The sequence below is a fragment of the [Empedobacter] haloabium genome, from assembly GCA_008011715.2.
Taxonomy (GTDB): Bacteria; Pseudomonadota; Gammaproteobacteria; order Burkholderiales; family Burkholderiaceae_D; genus Rugamonas; species Rugamonas haloabia.
This window is the reverse complement of the sequence record CP136508.1, coordinates 6,388,632-6,407,298: the sequence shown is the minus strand read 5'-3', so window position 1 is coordinate 6,407,298 and position 18,667 is coordinate 6,388,632. Positions and strand designations below refer to the sequence as shown.

At 61.5% G+C, this 18,667-nt stretch carries 10 protein-coding genes and 1 tRNA gene; 3 read left to right on the top strand and 8 right to left on the bottom strand.

The features are described from left to right. The first annotated feature begins 68 nt into the window (after positions 1–68). Positions 69–2,081, top strand: coding sequence for a hybrid sensor histidine kinase/response regulator (locus tag E7V67_028000; protein WUR13479.1), 2,013 nt, complete (start codon positions 69–71; stop codon positions 2,079–2,081). On the opposite strand, the gene E7V67_027995 is transcribed toward E7V67_028000, so the two are convergent. The 5 genes from E7V67_027995 to E7V67_027975 all read right to left on the bottom strand — a co-directional run bounded on the left by E7V67_027995 (position 2,065) and on the right by E7V67_027975 (position 9,172). Further along, positions 2,065–2,733 carry a response regulator transcription factor gene (locus E7V67_027995; protein ID WUR13478.1) on the bottom strand — a complete coding sequence of 223 codons (669 nt, stop codon included), beginning with the start codon at positions 2,731–2,733 and terminating at the stop codon, positions 2,065–2,067. The two genes, E7V67_028000 and E7V67_027995, sit on opposite strands and share 17 nt — an antisense overlap. A 417-nt stretch (positions 2,734–3,150) precedes the next feature. Beyond that, positions 3,151–3,648, bottom strand: coding sequence for a hypothetical protein (locus tag E7V67_027990; protein WUR13477.1), 498 nt, complete (start codon positions 3,646–3,648; stop codon positions 3,151–3,153). A gap of 335 nt (positions 3,649–3,983) precedes the next feature. Further along, positions 3,984–5,906 carry an RHS repeat protein gene (locus tag E7V67_027985; GenBank protein WUR13476.1) on the bottom strand — a complete coding sequence of 641 codons (1,923 nt, stop codon included), beginning with the start codon at positions 5,904–5,906 and terminating at the stop codon, positions 3,984–3,986. Further along, positions 5,903–8,200: a DUF6531 domain-containing protein gene (locus E7V67_027980; GenBank protein WUR13475.1), complete on the bottom strand. Its 2,298-nt coding sequence runs from the start codon at positions 8,198–8,200 to the stop codon at positions 5,903–5,905. The genes E7V67_027985 and E7V67_027980 overlap by 4 nt, the downstream gene beginning before the upstream one ends. Before the next feature lie 896 nt (positions 8,201–9,096). Beyond that, a tRNA-Arg gene (locus E7V67_027975) sits at positions 9,097–9,172 on the bottom strand. A gap of 268 nt (positions 9,173–9,440) precedes the next feature. Between E7V67_027975 and E7V67_027970 the strand changes: the two genes are divergently transcribed. Then, on the top strand, positions 9,441–10,025 hold the full coding sequence (locus E7V67_027970; protein WUR13474.1) for a c-type cytochrome: 585 nt from the start codon (positions 9,441–9,443) through the stop codon (positions 10,023–10,025). Between the two features lie 138 nt (positions 10,026–10,163). On the opposite strand, the gene E7V67_027965 is transcribed toward E7V67_027970, so the two are convergent. The 3 genes from E7V67_027965 to E7V67_027955 form a co-directional block, all read right to left on the bottom strand. Further along, a complete protein-coding gene (locus tag E7V67_027965) occupies positions 10,164–12,233 on the bottom strand; it encodes a M13-type metalloendopeptidase (GenBank protein ID WUR13473.1) in 2,070 nt (689 codons plus the stop codon). 122 nt (positions 12,234–12,355) lie between these two features. After that, on the bottom strand, positions 12,356–14,383 hold the full coding sequence (locus E7V67_027960) for a M13-type metalloendopeptidase (protein WUR13472.1): 2,028 nt from the start codon (positions 14,381–14,383) through the stop codon (positions 12,356–12,358). A gap of 110 nt (positions 14,384–14,493) precedes the next feature. Beyond that, positions 14,494–16,647: a TonB-dependent receptor gene (locus E7V67_027955; protein ID WUR13471.1), complete on the bottom strand. Its 2,154-nt coding sequence runs from the start codon at positions 16,645–16,647 to the stop codon at positions 14,494–14,496. Positions 16,648–17,059: 412 nt separating this feature from the next. Here E7V67_027955 and E7V67_027950 point away from each other — a divergent pair, with 412 nt between their 5' ends. Next, positions 17,060–18,490 carry a S41 family peptidase gene (locus tag E7V67_027950; GenBank protein WUR13470.1) on the top strand — a complete coding sequence of 477 codons (1,431 nt, stop codon included), beginning with the start codon at positions 17,060–17,062 and terminating at the stop codon, positions 18,488–18,490. Positions 18,491–18,667: the final 177 nt, after the last annotated feature.

The following is an 18,667-nucleotide window of genomic DNA, read 5'->3' as shown; positions in this document are numbered from 1 at the left end:
GCCGCAACCGCATGGGATGGTCATTATGCTATCGTCATCGTTCGTCGTACCCCTGATGGAGGAAGGACATGCTCGTGTCGGACCCGGCAGGCAGTAAGCGCGCAAGGCCTGCCTGGCATGCGCTGTACTGGCGCTGCCGCCGCGCGTTGCGCAGCCTTGCCGACACCTTCGCACTGCCGCTGCCGTTTGCGTCGCCGCTTCTGGAAACGGAATTCCTGCGTGACCATGGGCGGCGTTTCGCACCGTTCCGCCGTGCCGCCGCGCTCCTGGCCCTGTTGATGGTCGTCGCGCTGGTCGGCTGGGACTATGGTCACTACGTGGCCGACCCCACGTTCCCGCTGCTGCCCGTGGTGGCCTGCCGGCTCGTCGCCAGCGTCGGCCTGGCGGCCCTGTTCCTATGGACCCTGCGGCCATCGTTCAGTGACGACCGCCATGCCCATGCCGCGATGTTCGTCGGCGTCGGCATCACCTCGGCCGGCATGCTGGCGATCTGCGTCATCACGCCGGACGCGATCTCGTACAACGGCTACTTCATGTCGATCTATCTCGTCATGATCTACCAGTACGGCTTCCTGCACATGCGCGCGCGGCCGGTGCTGTATTCGACGCTGGCGCTGGGTGCCGTGGTCGTCGCGCTGCAGTATGGCGCGCCGGCCTGGACGTCCTGGTCGCTGATGGCGCCGCAGGAATTCGGCCGCGCCATGTTCTTCTTCGTGAACGTGGCCGCGATCGGCGTCGGCATCTGCATCAAGTTCGAGCACACGGCACGCAGCCAGTTCCTGCAGGCGCGCGAGCTGCGATCGGCCAACACGGCATTGCGGCAGCACGCCGCGCAGCTGGCAGCCGAAAAGGAAGCCAACCAGGTCAAGGCCAATGCGCTGATCCAGCTGAAGGACGAGCAGCGCAACCAGGCGCTGCGCGCGAGCCATGCGAACGCCCGGTTCCTGGCCTCGGCCGCGCACGACCTGCGCCAGCCGATGTTCGGCCTGAGCCTGGCGCTGGAAGCGATGGCGCAGGCGCTGGCGCGCAGCGACACCGCGGAGGCCGCCCGGCTGTCCGACCTCGCCAGCCGCTCGGCCCGCGCGATGTCCACCACCTTCAACGGGGTATTGGACCTGTCGCGGCTGGAAGCGGGTGTCGTGACGCCCGCACTGTCGGACTTCGACGTGGCCGACGTGCTGCGCGAAGTGGTGACCGACCTGACGCCATACGCTGCCAGCTGCGGGGTGGAGCTGCGCTGCGGGCGCCGCACCCGGCGCACGGCCATCGTCCGGAGCGACCGCCAGATGTTGTGCCGCATCCTGAAAAACCTCGTCAGCAACGGCATCAAGTACGCACGCCGGGAGCCTGGCCATCCGGCCGTCGTGCTGGTCGGGGCCGTCGGGCTGCACACGCGCGTGCGCCTGGACGTGGTCGACAATGGCATCGGCATCCCGCCCCAGCAGTGGCAGCGCGTGTTCGAGCCGTTCGTGCAGCTCGACAACCCGGAACGGGACCGCGACAAGGGCCTCGGCCTGGGCCTGTCCATCGTCAACGCGATGATTTCGCTGCTGCCCGAGCACCGGCTGGAGTTCACCTCGGAACCAGGGCGCGGCACCCACTTCTCGCTCGACGTCCCGAACGGCACGGCATCGGGAGCCTCTGCCAGCAGGGAGGAACCGGAAGAGGCTAACGACGTGGCCGGCCGCTACGTCGTGCTGGTCGAGGACGATCGCCTGGTCCTGGCGGCCATGGAAGCACTGCTCACGCAGTGGGGCATGCTGGTGGACACGGCCAGCGACCTGGCCACGCTGCGGGCGCTGGCCGAGGAGCTGGAACGCATGCCTGACCTGATCATCACCGATTACCGTTTCCCGAACGGCGCGACGGCGCGCGACGTGCTCGATATCGTGCTGCCGGCGGCCGCACGCGGCGACGCGCTGCCGCCGGTGCTGGTCGTCAGCGGCGAGGCCGAGGTGGCTCGCACGGCCTTGGGAGAGTCGGTGGACGAAGTGCTGTCGAAGCCTGTCCAGCCCGAGCGCCTGAAGCAGGCGATCGCGCGCCTGGCGGCCGAGCGGCAGCGGATCAATTGCGTGGAATGACGAGGCCCCGGCGGGCCATCTCCACGATTAGCTCGGTACGACGCCGAACGCCGAATTTCTCCAGCAGGTCGCCGCTGTATTCCTTGATGGTGTTGTCGGACACACCCATCTTGCGGGCGATCGCCTTGTTCGACAGGCCCTGGCAGATATAGCCCAGCGTCTCCGTCAGGCGCGGCGAAAGGGCGACGCCGCCGAACGTGGAGCGCTTCGGCGGCTGCGGGCTGAAGCCGCCCTTGCCCAGCGCGGTGTTGGGCAGATAAATCTGGCCCGCCAGGATCGTGTTCAGGGCAGCGCGGAACGTCGCGTCGCCGTCTTCGCTGGCTTTGGAAATAAAGCCGCTGGCCCCGGCGCGAATGCACTCCATGACGGTCTCCCGGTCGTCCTGTCCGGACAGCATGACGACCTGCACGGGGATCTCGTGCTCCGCAGTCCAGCGCAACACGTCGAGGCCGGACTGGCCGGCCCCCAGCTGGTAATCGAGGAACATCAGGTCATACTGCCGCGCCGCCAGCAGCGCCACGGCGCTGTCGAAGTCGCGCGCCTCGTCGATTTCCAGGCGCGGATCGCACTGCACCAGCAGCGTCTTCATGGCCTGGCGCGTCAGTCCCTGATCCTCGACCAGCAACGTCTTGCGAAAATAGGGGACTTCCATGGCGGCATCCATTGTGTGCATCGGCTTATCGTAAGTCATCCGGGGCGGTGTGGCTACCCTGCCGATTGGGGGCTGCGGTGCGCGGCTTCGCGTGCCGTTATCGATTTTTATAGTGCCTAAATGAGTTGCGGCTAGCGTACGGATAAGAGACGATGGATGCGGGCAAGAGACGACAGGGTACGAGCAGGGCACGACCGACGCCAACCTACGCTGACGCAGGCCGAAGTCAACTTGCACTACCGCTCCGTTCGTGTATGGTTGTCGGCACAGCCCCCGTGCCCCCACTTACTGCCTGACCTTATAGGCGAGATATCGCAGCAAAGGGACAACGTGTAACAACATCAACGAAACCGTTTCATCCTTGTCTCTGAACATCTCATCCAAAAACCGAGATCGTCGACACCCCGCGCCGCAGCTTTAGGACACGTCAAAGCGATCACAGACCGCGGCGATTTCTGCGCCCGCTGAAGGTTCGAATACCACCATCTCCAAAGTCCCCGCAGCAAAGGCATCGATCCATTCGGATCTGCATTGATTGCTCAACCGTGAGGAAGTGTCAGACAAACTTGTGACCCAGGTGAGCCAGCGATTCTGATCTTCGCGTGAAATTTCATCTTGTGAGGCACGCAACACTCTGCTGACAATATTCTGTACCGTCAAGTCTGCACCACGGAAAGCCCTTAATCCTTGAATGCTGGCTTGACGTAGCATGCCATTTTCTAACTTGAAATGGAGGGTCACGCACGCACCAGCGCGATCGATTGCGAGCCCAACTAATTCCGCGTCGTGCAAGCCTAAAGTGCTTAGTTTTTCCATTTTAACCTCCGGGTCTTCGGCCTTGGGGCCAAGGCGAAACGGGAACTCCCGGGCCGCGTTTGGGACTGCCGTCAGGATTGCGCCCCCAGTTATGGCCATGGGGTACTCCTTGGCCGTGATTATGATCCCAGTCAATATCGTAATCGGGCAACCCGTCGTTACCATACTGCCGCTCTTGGCCGCTGCCCGGATTTACATGACAAGAGCCGGGCTCGCCTTCGTTTGGCGTCTTATCCTGGAGGATGCACACACCAGCCAAAGCACAGGCCGCGATCCGCGCTACTGGTCCGTAACGTCGCGCCGCAGCACCAATTGCACCAACTGCAGCGCGACCTCCAATGACCCTAACGCCGACACCAATTGCTACTCCAACTGGGGATAGGCCGTCCGGATCTGTATAACCCAACGGATTGCCAGATGCATAAGCATAAGTATTAATGCCACCAGCAAGTCCAATCGGATCGCTTTGGATATACCGCAGTCTGTGGCTCATAATCCCTGAAGTAGTTGTAAAACAGATTGGTAGCCCGATCATAATACTGCCCCGGCATACGCATATTAAACGTAAACGTACCCAGTCCGCTCGGGTTTTCGTTCGGTGGCGCGACACCGAACGGATCCGCGTCGTCCCAACGCCAGACAACCTTGTTGTCGCTGGCCCGAGCAATCACCCGTGGGGTATTCAGATGGTCGGTGAAGATGTAGCCGACCTCCGTACTCCACACTTGGTTGGGGGCAGTGCCGGTGGCGCGGTACGACAGCACCGCAACCGGGATGCCCTGATGATAGATGATCTCGCGCGCTGGTTTGCCCGTGGCGGTATCGTATTCGCCGAGCAAGTTTCCGGCTTCGTCATAGACGTAAATTCCAGCCGGGTTGACTGTCTCACTACTGCTCTTTTGCCACACGCGCTGACCCAAGCCGTTGTAACGATAGCTTGTCACCGTGTTGCCCACCGTCGAGGTGGCCATGCGCCCGCGCGGAGAGTACGTATAACTGGTAACGCCGTCGCTGAGCAGATTGCCGGCTTCGTCATACCGCATGGTCCGTGCAGGAGCCGGTCCTGTCGTCCCCATCAGCCTGTTGCTGGCAGGGTCGATGGTATTGGTGTAGGTCGAGCTGCCTATCGTTAGCCTGATCCGATTCCCATTCGGATCATACTTGTATGTCTGGGTGCTCGTTGCAGAGGTAAACCATGTCAGCCTGCCCAGCGCATCATAGTCAAATGCCTGGTCCAGCGCGGCGGCCTTGACCACGGTATTGTTGGTCGCATGCCTGTAAGTTTTAATGCGGCCTGCTGCGTCATAGCCAATCTGACGCCATGCCCCGGCTATGTTGGCGTTACCCAGCGTATAGCCGTCGATGCGGCCGTCGAGGTCGAACGAGCGTGAGTAACCGTTCGGCACGGTCGACGTGCTGTTGCCCCACGTCCAGCCAGCCACGTGGCTGCTGGCATTGTACGCCGTGTAAAGCACGACATTTACCACCTTCGATGTATCGGTTCCGGTACCGCTGCCATTCATCGGATTGATTGACAGGTTCTGCGGACGGCCGGCGCTGTCGAAGCCGATCACTAGACGAGTCCCGCTGGGATAAATTGTCTGGCTGAGATGGCCGTTCGCCGGGCCGATTTCCCCATAGCGGTACTTGACCGTATGCGACAGCGATTTGCCGGCTACAGTCACGGTTTGAGTTTTACTTTCCAGTTCACCAAAGTCGTTGTAGCCATAGGTCGTAATGCCCGACTCATCGGTCATTTTTGACAACTGCCCCTTGGCATTGACTGGGCCGCCAGGGCCGCCGTCGTATTCGAATACGATAGGGGCGCCTGTCGTGAACGTTACTGACTTGGGCCGTCCAATATCGTCATAGGCGTAAGTCGCGGTCTGGCCACGGGCGTCCGTTTCTGAAACCGTCAGATTCTGGCTCAGATCGGGAATACGTGTAGTCTTCGCCGTATCGGGCGATGTAACAACCGTCTGATTGCCAAAACCGTCCACACTGTACAAAGTGCGTTTGCTACGTGGGTCTTCCACAAACGACGGATAGTCGAGCGCATCGTGGTCGGTAGTGATAATGGGACGAGCTTCGCCGGCAACTGGAACCGGGCCGATCGTTTGTTTCAACCGGTTGAGGGCATCAACGTGATAGTCCGTAACACTATTGAGTGGATCGGTGAATTTCTTGCGATTGCCTTGCGCATCGTATTCAAAGTACGACGTCGAATTCTGAGCCTGCGACCATGCGTTCAATGGCGCAAGCACAATGAGCGCGGCGGCAAGCGCAGTGCGCATAGCGGCGATGGTCATGCGCAGTTCTGAGTTCAGCAGGCCTTTTGTATCAGCGAACGTACTCATTGCACCGCTCCAGTGACAGCCTTGAGGCGGCCAAGCGCATCGTACTCCCGGGAAATTCGCTGCTTGAGTACACCTCGGGCATCGTTGACGCTCTCGGACAGGCGGTTTCCCGCGTCATCCATCTCGTAGATCACACTATTCCCTACCGAATCGGTGATCGACTTCAGCCGCTGCGCGTCGTCATAGCCATACGTGACCGTCGCGCCATCGGGAAAAGTGATTCTCTTCAGCTTCCCAGTCAGCTCGTAGTCGTAGCGCGTGGTGCGCGAGCGGAGGCCTACAATGTCGGTGCTGGTTTCAACCTGGCCACGCGGGAAATAAGTAAGCTTGCGTTCCACACCGTTGGGTAACTTGATGGTCTGCGGCAGTCCGTTAGCGTTGTAGTTGCCGAACGTAGTCACGTGTCCCACGGCATTTGTGATCGTGGCGAGGTTCCCCTGCTCCCATGTGTAGGTCTCATTGATGGGGCCATCGCCTTCAAACCGGGGCGCGACCGCCGACTTGGGCAGCCCGTTATCATAGTAGGTATAGGAGAACTTAATCGGCTCGCCACTTGGTTTGACATTCAGGCCAAGCGCACCGGCCGGGTCACTAGTCGGATAAATGGTTTTATATTCGAGATTGCCATTAGGTAGATAGCTGAAAGTCGTCAACCGCTTCGGTTCCGCGATTCGAATTGGTAGACGATATTGCGGGTGCCATTCGGTCGAGATCGTTCGGGCTTTCGGTGTTCCTGCCGCTTCGGTCCGGGACTTCTCGAGATTCCTGGCCGGATCGAACACGTAAGTCGATTTATTAGCGTTGAAATCGGTTTCTGATTTGGGATTGCCGTTTTGATCGTATCCGATTTGCATTGCAGCGGCGGCGCATCCAGAGCCCGCTGGCTGGTCGGTGGCGCCAAGTCTGGGAAAGCCGACGATCGGCGTAAAACTATAGGTCCGCACGCTGCCAAGCGGGTCGATAACTACCGCCCGGTTTTTATCATATGCCACCTGAAATTTTTCGACATCTCCGGCATGTTTGGTGCCGATTGCGCGACCATTAGTATCATAATCATAAGTAGCGAATCGAACGGCATTCTCGTCAATAATGCCGGTGAGAAGCGTCGGCACATTCTCGCCGCTGGTGTGTTCAGGTTCGTTATAAACATACGTTCGAACCATCGGTTGCTGATCAGGACGGGTTGGATAGCTAACGGCCTTGAGCATGCTTCCGTCATAGACGTACCGGTAAACATTTGCCATCGGATCAGTCATTGACTCTATATATCCATCACTATTCCACTTGAAGGTGATAGCCCGTCCAAACTGATCCGTTGCCTCTATCAAGTAGTTGACTCCAGGCGCTATCTCACGCGGTGTCGCAACAGTGCTATACTTGAATTTTATCGTATAACCTGATCGAGAAACAATTGATGTGATCCGGCCGTCGGCATCGAAATATTCGGCAGAGCCATCCTGAGCGTTTTCATAACGCCATCCAAGTCTGGCGCCAGCTGCACCCAGATTCTCCGTCAGCCGGTCGTTGATATCGGCATCTCCCTGCCAAGCAACTCCGTTTTTTCTGAAAATATTTATCGTGCCATCAGGTCGGACAATCGAAACTATCGAGTTTCTTGCATAAATTCGCGCTGAGTAAGCAGACCTCCATACCGTCCCGAACGTATTCTCAAGGCCCACCGCATAGGTTGGGGAGCTGTTGTAGTAGCGTTCCATTTTCAAAGGGAACGGCCCTGGCCCGACAAAATCCACTTCGACAGTTCGCTTGTTTCCGGTCGCCACGTCAATTGGATTGCCAACACACATTTGTGGCCGCTTGGGCGCGGTTTCACAAAAACGGCCGACTGACGATGAAATATCCGGTCCGATGGGTGTACTGCCTGGCTTCGGGAATATATAGTTAAATTCCGTGCAGCCGGAAATATAAGAATAATAGCTGCCTTTCGGACAATTATGTGAGGTGTTATTGAGCCGCCCTACATTCAGGGAGCCACAGGCAAGGGTCGTGGGATTGATTTGCGTGCAGGTAGGAGGTGCATCAGGAAATTTATTCCCACCGCGTCTCTGAATATTAAAATAGGCCTGATTGGCGATTGAAATCCCATCACTGCCGCAAAGACGCGCGGCGAAATCACCAACACACCAATATGGCGTGCCGACCGCTATACCATCAGAAGTGTCAACAATAGCGCCTTCCAGACGGTTCGAACATGTGTAAATTTCGGCTACACCGCCATCCAGGGCTTGAGACTTGCAGTTGACATCGCCTTGAATAGCGCCGGCATTGCGGTACACAGGGTAACAGGATGCATCCAACGTTGCGTTCGAAGCATGTGACTGGAACGTTATTAAAATTAATGCGTATCCGATCTTTCTTATGAAGCCACAGTGAGATGCACTCATCAGTATTCAATTTTGGTTGATAGAACGTGATTCGATCTATGGTCATCAGCCTCGAGCACCGTTCTCCCGTGACAGTGCACCGCCTGCCACTGCGATGCTGAGCCAGATTGCCACGTAGGCGGGCCAGCCCCTATGTGCGCCGGTGCTACAAGAAAGAGCTATGTGGCAGGCCTTCCCGCTTGCTGAAATACTTGCGGAGTCGGCCCACCATCAAAGGCCGTCTCTCAATCGGGCCAGTGCTATCGGAGTGAAGATCGCATAGGAACTTATCAATATTGTAATGTTCTTTCCGAAGCATAGGTATATATTTTTTGCCCCAAACAGGCTTTTGGACGCCTTTGCTTAACGGCTTTGCCCTCTAAAAGCAATAATTTGAAGCCAGCCTAGGTTTTCGCAGACGGCGCCAGCCTCTTCTGCGCGGAGGGACCTCCAAGAGCGCTACGAGCTGACATGGTTCTTCAACAATGGCGGGCAGAGCATGCTGTACCGACCAGCTACCTATGTCCGCCTAAAGCAGCAAGTGATGCCCGGAAGCCCGCAAATTGCAGGGAAAGACCGCACGCGCATGGCCGCAATATCGGATAACTGCTACCGACATGCGAGAAGACCGCCGGACGACAGCGTCGTCTATGGCATGCGCTAACAGCAATGCAGAGGAACAGGATTTTCGATGCGGGGCCGTCACCGGTCGCGGCGCAGTGCTGGCCTACGATGCACCAGCCGATACGCACGACCGCGAAGCAATGCTAGCTGTTGCAGCGCCCGAGCGTTTGATCTTGTGGGGAAAATGGTGCGGCTGGCTGGGATCGAACCAGCGACCCTTGGCTTCGGAGGCCAATACTCTATCCACTGAGCTACAGCCGCACGAGAGAGAACCGAAGGATACCGGCTTTCCTGCCGCACGTCTATCACAAAGCACAACTTTTCCTGCCGTGCCCGTCGGGACAGCAAAATTGCCCCGGTGCACCTCGCGCAACACCCCGTCAATAGGGCGTCTTGCCTATCCTTCAATTACGTTCCAAGCTGTATAGTTTGAGTCTATAATCGGTTGCTTTTCGGCGAGAAGTCAGCCATCCCTGATGTCATAAGATTAACACTGGCCACCGGCTCAGCAACTTGTACTAAGGAAATTATGAGCGACGCACATCACGAACATCAATCCGCCATCCGCACTCCGAAACAGCTGATCGCCGCAGTCATCGGCTTCTTCCTCGTCGTTATCCTCGGCATCATTCTCCTCGTTCAATACGTCACGCAGCAAAGGCTGGCAGGCGCCGGCTCGACCGCGCAGTCGCCGGAAGCCATCGCTTCGCGCCTGAAGCCAGTTGCTGACGAAGGCTTTACCCTGAAGGATGCCAGCGGACCGAAAGTGCTGCAGACCGGGGAAGCCATCTATACGTCGACCTGCCAGGCCTGCCATGGTGCTGGCGTGGCCGGGGCGCCGAAAACGGGCGATGCCGGGGCCTGGGGCGCGCGCATCGCGCAGGGTTACGACACCATCGTCAAGCATGCCATCGAGGGTATCCGGGCGATGCCGGCCAAGGGCGGCAATCCGGAGCTGGACGATGTCGAGGTGGCGCGTGCGGTCGTGTTCATGGCGAACCAGTCGGGTGCCAAGTTCAAGGAGCCGGAGGTGCCGGCGGCGCCAGCGGCCGCCGCGGCGGGCGATGCGGCGGCGCCGGCTGCCGCGCCGGCGGCGGAGCCGCCCAAGGGCTGAGCTGATCGGCTGGGATAAAAAAACCGCTCTTTCGAGCGGTTTTTTTATGGCTGGAGCGAATTGCTGAAACCGGGGAGCAGCCGAGGTCGCGGATAAGAACCGGGGTCAGTCCCCATGCGGGGACAGACCCCAAGCTTTTTACCAGATGATCACGCGCTCTTTCGGCGGCAGGTACATCTTGTCGCCGTCCTTGACCTTGAAGGCTTCGTAGAAGCCCGGCTGGTTGCGCATCGTGCCGTTGGCGCGGAACTGGCCTGGCGAGTGCGGGTCGGTCTTGATCTGCTGGATCAGCGCCGGCTCGCGCATCTTCATGCGCCACACCTGCGACCAGCCCATATAGAAGCGCTGGTCGCCCGTCAGGCCGTCGATCACCGGGGCCTTCTTGCCCTTCAGCGACAGCTTGTAGGCCTTGTACGCCACGGCCAGGCCGGAGTTGTCGCCGATGTTCTCGCCCAGGGTCAGCTCGCCGTTGACGTTGTAGCCCGGCAGCGGGCTGTAGGCGCTGTACTGCGCCACCAGCTGGCCGGTCTTGGCCTTGAAGTTCTTGTGGTCGGCCGCGCTCCACCAGTCGCGCAGGTTGCCGTCGCCGTCGTACTGGGCGCCCTGGTCGTCGAAGCCGTGGCTGATCTCGTGGCCGATCACGCCGCCGATGGCGCCATAGTTGACCGCGTCGTCCGCCTTTGGATCGAAGAACGGCGGCTGCAGGATCGAGGCCGGGAAGACGATCTCGTTCATTTCCGGGTTGTAGTAGGCGTTGACCGTCTGCGGCGTCATCAGCCACTCGTCGCGGTCGATCGGTTTGCCCAGCTTGTTCAACTCCTTGTTGTAGTTGAATTCGGTGGCGCGCTGCACGTTGCCCAGCAGGTCGTCGCGCTTGACCGTCAGCTTCGAGTAGTCCAGCCACTTGTTCGGGTAGCCGATCTTGGTGGTGAACTTGGCCAGCTTGCCTTGCGCTTCCTTCTTGGTGGCCGGCGTCATCCAGTCCAGCGTGTTGATGCTCTGCTTGAACGCGACCAGCAGGTTGTTGACCAGCTTTTCCATGCGTGCCTTGTACTCCGGCGGGAAGTGCTCGGCCACGTAGACCTTGCCGATGCTCTCGCCCACGGCCGCTTCGGTGGCGCTGACGGCGCGCTTCCAGCGCGGGCGGTTTTCCGTCACGCCCGACAGCACGGTGCCGTAGAACTCGAAGTTGGTATCGACGAACTGCTTCGACAGATAAGGTGCCGCTTCACGCACCATGTGCCACTGGGCGTACGCCTTCAGCGTGTCCAGCGACGTCGCCGTCAGCAGCTTGTCCAGCGCCTGGAAGTAGGTCGGCTGGCTGACGATCACGTACGTGACCTTGCCCTGCACGCCGGTGGCGGCCAGGTAGGCGTTCCAGTCGAAGCCGGGCATCAGTTCGCCGACCTTGGCGATGTCGTACTTGTTGTACGCCTTGACCGGGTCGCGCAGTTCGACCTTGGTCCACTGGATCCTGGCCAGCTCGGTCTCGAAGGCCACGATGGCCTTGGCGTTGTCCGCGGCCTTGGCGTCGCCGGCCAGGGTCAGCATCTTGGCGACGTGCTGCTCGTATTTCGCCAGCGCTTCGGCCAGCTTGGTGTCGTCCTTCTTCAGGTAGTAGTCGCGGTCCGGCAGGCCCAGGCCGCTCTGGAAGAAGTCGGCCACGTACTTGGTCGAATCCTTGTTGTCCTGGTGGATGGCGAAGCCCATCGGGGCCGTTACGCCGTAGCGGTTGAACTGCGCGATCAGCTTGGGCAGTTCCTTCTTGTCGGCGATGGCGGCGATCATCGCCAGTTCATCCTTGATCGGCGTGACGCCCAGTTGTTCGACGCGGGCCTCGTCCATGAAGCTGGCGTAGAAGTCGCCGATGCGCTGCTGGTCCGCATCGCCCTTGCCGGCAGCGGCGTTCGCCGCCGCGCGCTCGATGATGGCGCGCAGCTGCGGCTGGATGTCCTCGCGCAGCTTGGCGAACGAGCCCCAGCTCGATTTGTCGGCCGGGATTTCCGTCGTCTTCAGCCATTTGCCGTTGGTGTGGACGAAGAAATCGTCCTGTGCCCGCACGGATGGGTCGATATACTCGACTGCAATGCCGGACGCCAGCGCGCCGGTTGCGACCTTGCTCGCGGGGGCCTTGTCGGCCGCGCCGGCAATGCCGCAGACGCCGGCCAGCAGGCTCAGCGTTAATGCACTCAACAGATGTCGTTTCAAGATATTTCCCTCTTATATATGACAGTGGTATGACCGGTCAGCGCCGGCAACCGACAATAGCACACGGCCCAATGGCCGCATAACAAAAAGGCCACGCTTGTGGCCTTTTTGACTCGCTGGCTTTACCAGATGATCACGCGTTCTTCCGGCTTCACGTACAGCTTGTCGCCTTCCTTCACGCCGAACGCTTCGTAGAAGCCGGGCTGGTTGACGACCGTGCCGTTGGCGCGGAACTGGCCCGGCGAGTGCGGGTCGGTTTTCACTTGCACGATCTGCTGCGCCTCGCGCATCTTCGAGCGCCACACCTGACCGAAGCCCATGTAGAAGCGCTGCTCGCCCGTCAGGTTGTCGATCACCGGCGCAGGCTGGCCGTTCAGCGACAATTTATAGGCCTTGTACGCGATCGCCAGGCCGGAGTTGTCGGCGATGTTCTCGCCCAGGGTCAGCTTGCCGTTGACGTGGTAGCCCGGCAGCGGGCTGTAGGCGTCGTACTGCTTGACCAGCGCGTCGGTCTTGGCCTTGAAGTTGGCGCGGTCCTGCGCCGTCCACCAGTCGCGCAGGTTGCCGTCGCCATCGGACTGGCTGCCCGAATCGTCGAAGCCGTGACTGATCTCGTGGCCGATCACGGCGCCGATGGCGCCATAGTTGACGGCATCGTCGGCGCGCGCGTCGAAGAACGGCGGCTGCAGGATCGCGGCCGGGAACACGATCTCGTTGGCTGTCGAGCGATAGTAGGCGTTGACCGTCTGCGGCGTCATGCCCCACTCGCTGCGGTCGATCGGCTGGCCCAGTTTCGCCACGTTGCGGGCGTAGTCGAATTCGGCCGCGCGGCGCAGGTTGCCCAGCAGGTCGCCGGCGTTCATCTTCAGCTTGCCGTAGTCGCGCCATTTGTCCGGATAGCCGATCTTCGGCGTGAACTTGGCCAGCTTGGCCTGCGCTTCCTTTTTCGTCTCGGGGCTCATCCAGTCCAGCGTGTCGATGCTCTGCTTGTAGGCCAGCAGCAGGTTCTGCACCAGCTTTTCCATGCGCGCCTTGCGCTCGGCCGGGAAGTGCTTGGCCACGTACAGCTTGCCCAGGCCTTCGCCGATCGCCGCCTCGAGGACGCCGACGCCGCGCTTCCAGCGCGGCGGCTGTTCCGTCACGCCCGTCAGCACCGTGCCGTAGAAGGCGAAGTGCGCGTCGGCGAACGGTTTCGACAGGTAGGGCGAGGCGTCACGCAGCAGGTGCCAGGTCAGGTACGACTTCCAGGTGGCCAGGTCGGTCGCGGCCACCAGCTTGTCGAAGCCCTGCAGGTAGCTGGGCTGCATGACGATCACGTAATCGGTCTTGCCGGCGATGCCGGAGGCAGCCAGCGCGGCCTTCCAGTCGTAGCCCGGCGCCAGCTCGGCCAGCTTGTCGATGGCGATCTTGTTGTAGCGCTTGACGGGGTCGCGGTTCTCGACCTTGGTCCACTGCGCCTCGGCCAGCGCGGTTTCCAGCGCGACGATGGCTTTCGCCTGCGCGGCACCGTCCTTGCTGCCGGCCAGGGTCAGCACCTTGGCCACGTGCTGCTCGTATTTGGCCAGGGCGTCCGCCAGCTTGGCGTCGTCCTTTTTCAGGTAGTAGTCGCGGTCCGGCAGACCCAGGCCGCTCTGCGCCATGTAGGCGGCGTAGCGGGTCGACTCGCGGGCGTCCTGCGAGACGCGCACGGCGTACGGCGTGGGCGCGCCGATGCGCGTCAGGTGCGCGATCAGGCCGGGCAGCGCCTTCTTGTCCTTGATGGCGGCAATGCGCGCCAGCTCGCCGGCCAGCGGCCTGGCGCCCAGCTGGTCCAGCTTCGCTTCGTCCATGTAGCTCGTGTACAGGTCGGCGATCTTCTGCTCTTCGCCCTTCAGGCCCTTCTTCTTCTGCAGTTCCTCGACGATGTCGCGCAGTTGCGGCAGCGTGTCGTCGCGCAGCTTGGCGAACGAGCCCCAGCTCGATTTGTCGGCCGGGATCTCGGCCGTCTTGAGCCACTTGCCGTTCAGGTGCACGAAGAAGTCGTCCTGCGCGCGCACGCTCGGGTCGATGTACTGCGTGTCGATGCCGGAGATGGCGGCGCTGTCCGCCGCGTGGGCCGCCGTGGCGGCAAAGGCCGCGATCAGGGAGAGGGAAATGAGGTGTCGTTTCACGTTACCGCTTTCAAATTCGTTTATTCAGACCGGCTTAAAATTTTGTCTCCAGCCGCGCGCTCCACACCACGAACGTCGGGTTGACCGTTTCCGCCCGCGATGTCAGCCCGTTAGCGTACACCAGGTTGCTGCCCGGCGCATCCTCGGCCAGCGCGTTCGAGGCCGCGATGCGCAGCTGGGTGCGGGCGTCGAACTTCCACAGCGCGTACACGTCCAGCGCGCGCTTCTGGCCCGTCTCCACCACCTGCTCTGTATAAGAGACAGGTGCTGGTCTGCGTGCGGATCCTGGGGGTCCAGTTGTAGCTGCCACCCACCGTCAACGGCACCGCTTTCAGGCGGTAGTCCAGGCCCAGGTTGGCCGTCTGCTTCGCCTGCTGGTCGAGGCGGTTGTCCGGCCCGGGAATGCCGTCCACGCGCGACCAGAAGCGGCTGTAGTTGCTGCGCACGTCGATATCGGGCGCGTCGGCGATCAGTTCGTTCAGCTTGAACTTTGCTTCCAGCTCGATGCCGCTGGTGCGGGCGTGGCCGATGTTGGCCGGTGTGGACAGCCAGCGCGGACCGAGCTCGGTGTCGCGCAAGCTCAGCTGGCGGCGGATCAGGTTGTCGATATCGCGAATGAAACCGCCCGCGCTGACGATGCCGCCGCGGCCGATGTAGTGCTCGTACGCGAGATCGAGACCCGTGGCCAGTTCCGGCTTCAGGTCCGGGTTGCCGCTGCGGTCGGGCCGCGTGGCGCTGTTCAGGCGCGACAGGAATGGCGCCGCGATCAGGTCCTGCACGTTGGGCGACTTGTAGCTCTTGGTCAGGCTGGCGCGCAGCTGGTCCTTCTCGGAACCGGGGATGCGCCAGACGCCGTGCAGCAGCGGCGAGAACACGCTGCTGGTGTTCTTGACGGTGCCGGCGCTGCGGTCGCTGGTGGTGCGGATGCCTTCCCAGCGCAGGCCCACGTACATGCCGAATTGCGGCGTGACGTCCCACTCGTCCTGCGCGAACAGGGCGATGCGACGGGTGTCGGCGGTCAGGTTGTCGCCCGAGTCGGCGAACTGCGCATTGCCGTTCTTGTCGAGCGAGACGCGGGTCTGCTCGCGATGGCTCGCTTCCAGGTCCCAGCCCGCCGCCAGCAGGTGGCCCGCGCCCAGCGGCCGCGTGTACTTGCCGCCCGTGTTGATGCTGCGGTCGCGCGTCTTGTCGGTATCGGTGAAGCGATCCAGCAGGGTGCCGGCCGTGTCGTACTGGCGGCGCAGCGAGTCGCTGTCCATCTTGCCGGCACCGAAGCCGAATTTCACGTCCAGCTTGGCGTTGCCGTCCATCTTGTGCAGCCAGTTGCCGAAGCCGCGGAAGAACGTGCTGTCGTTGTGCGACTGCTGCTCGGCGAAGTTGTACTCGGGCGCGACGCTCCCTGCCGTCTGCACCAAGGTCGACGACGAGCCGCTGTCGCGCGTGTTATGCATCAGGAACGGCTGGAAGTTGAGCGTGTCGCCGTTGTCGAATTTATAGGACAGGCGCGGCGCCAGGTGGATCGCCTTGCCGGTACCGGAGCTTTCGTCCGTGACCAGCTGATCCTTCGTGACGCTGCCGTCACCCAGCGTGTCGAGGTTGCGCGTGCGCCCTTCATCGTGCTGGCGGTTCTGCCGGATGGAGCCGTTCAGCGAATAGCTGAACGCCCCCGACTTGCCTGGCACCGTGATCGACAGCTCGGGCGAGTGGCGCCCCGATTCGAGCGAATCGGACACCTTCAGCTGGTTGTCGCGCTGGACGTAATCCTCGCGCAGCACCACGTTGATCGTACCGGCGATCGCCCGCGTGCTGTGCTCCGCCACCGGGCCGCGCATCACCTCGATGCGCTCGACCTGGTCGGGCGAGATCGACTCCATCGAGAAGCCGGCCGGTGGACGCTCGCCGTTGACCAGCACCTGCGTGTAGCCGCTGCCCAGGCCGCGCATGCGCACGTCGCCGCCGCGGCCCGGCCGGCCGCCGATGGTCACGCCGGGCAGGCGTTTCAGCACGTCGCCCAGGTTGGAGTCGCCGTTACGGTCCAGTTCCTCGCGGCCGTAGATCTGCTTTGCCGCCGTTGAATTGCGGCGCACGTCCATTTCCGTCTGGCGCCCGCCGGTGATCGTCACCTGGGGGATGACCTTGTCAGCGGGCTTGTCGGGGGTGGTCGTGGTGGTGGCGGGCTTGTCGGACGCCGGGTCGGTCTGGGCCAGGGCGGTGCCGGCCAGTCCCAGCAGGGCGGCGCAGGCGAAGGGAGTCAAATGGTTCATGAGGTTTGGAATCGCACGGCGGACGGTATTGCCGCGCTTGCATTGTAAGCGCGGCCTTGCGCCCGGGCGTCGCCAACCCGCCGTTTTTTACTTTTCGATACTTTTCCCGGCGCGGGCAAAAAAAAAGCCTGCGCCGTGGGCGCAGGCCAAAACCACTTCAGGGTAGAGAGAAATACAAGCCCAGTGTAGGACGCTGGCCGGACCACTTCCGCCTTTCTTACATTTACTTACGCTCATTAACGCAGGCCATACAAGTTGTCGCTGGCTGTAACGTGAGCAATCCGGCAGGGTTGCATGTAAAGCGTGGTAAAGGCCGCGCTTTTCAAGGATCAGCCAGCACGACCTTGGAAAATCGGGTTTATACTGAATCGCATGGCGGCCGAGTGGCCGCCCTCGCATCAGAAGGTGATACATGGGCAAGAAACTGAAGAATTCCGGGCTGGTCGCCCTGGGTGTCGTGGCCGGCGTTGCCGTTTCCTTACAGTTCTCCGCACTGGCGCAGCGCGCCGAGCCGGCCTTGCCGCTGGAAGAGCTGCGCCAGCTGGCGGACGTGTATGGCCTGATCAAGTCCGATTACGTCGAACAGGTGGACGACAAGAAGCTGCTGACCGAAGCCATTTCCGGCATGGTCGCTTCGCTCGACCCGCACTCCGCCTACCTGGACAAGAAGGCCTATGCCGAGCTGCGCGAGGGCTCGCAGGGCAAGTTCGTCGGCCTCGGCATCGAGATCGCCCAGAGCGACGACGGCTACATCAAGATCGTCTCCCCCATCGAGGATTCGCCCGCCTACCGGGCCGGCATCAAGGCCGGTGACCTGATCACGCGCCTCGACCAGACGCCGTTGAAAGGGCTGTCGCTGGACGAATCGGTCAAGCGCATGCGCGGCGAACCGCACAGCAAGGTGACGTTGACGGTGCTGCGCAAGGACGAGCCGCAACCGCTGACCTTCAGCCTGGTGCGCGAGGAGATCCACCAGAAGAGCGTCAAGGGCAAGATCGTGGAACCCGGCTACGGCTGGCTGCGCGTGGCGCAGTTCCAGGAACCGACGGTGGACGACCTGGCCGCCAAGATCACGGAACTGTACCGGCAAGACCCGCATCTGAAAGGCCTGGTGCTGGACCTGCGCAACGATCCGGGCGGCGTGCTGCAGGGCGCCATCGGCGTCGCCGCCGCCTTCCTGCCGAAGGACACGCCGGTCGTCTCCACCAACGGCCAGCTGCCGGACATGAAAGAGATCTACTACGCGCGGCCCGAGTACTACTCGCTGCGCAGCGATACGGACGCGCTGGCGCGCCTGCCGGAAGCCGTCAAGCGCGTGCCGCTCGCGGTGCTGGTCAACACGGGCTCCGCGTCGGCCTCGGAGATCGTCGCCGGCGCGCTGCAGGACTACAAGCGCGCCACGATCATCGGCAGCCAGACGTTCGGCAAGGGCTCGGTACAGACGATCCGCCAGCTGACGGCCGACACGGCGCTGAAGCTGACCACGGCGCGCTACTACACGCCGCACGGCCGCTCGATCCAGGCCAAGGGCATCGTGCCGGACCTGAACGTCAACGAATACCCGGATGGCGACGGCCTGAACGCCCTGCGCATGCGCGAGGCGGACCTGGAGAAGCACCTGTCCAACGACCGCGAGGCGGAAGCGGCACGGGACAAGCGCGACGAACTGGAAGAGCAGATGCGCATCCTGGCGCTGGAGAAGAAGCGCAAGCCGCTGGAGTACGGCACGCCGGACGACTTCCAGCTGCGCCAGGCGCTGAACCACCTGAAGGGCCTGCCCGTCCAGCTGGCCAAGCCGGACTCGCAGATCGTGCAGGCGGGCGTGCCCGTCAAGCACAAGTAATCGGCATCATCGGAATTGATCGCGGCGCCAGCAATGGCGCCGTTTTTGCATCCAGGTTGATGTAAAATCCGAGCCTGTGCATTTTGCTAGTTTTTTTGGCAGCCGCGGCTGTCAGTAAGGCCGTTTCGACTGGTCAGCCGTTGCCACGGTGGCCTGTCAAAACGGCCTTCCTGCTTT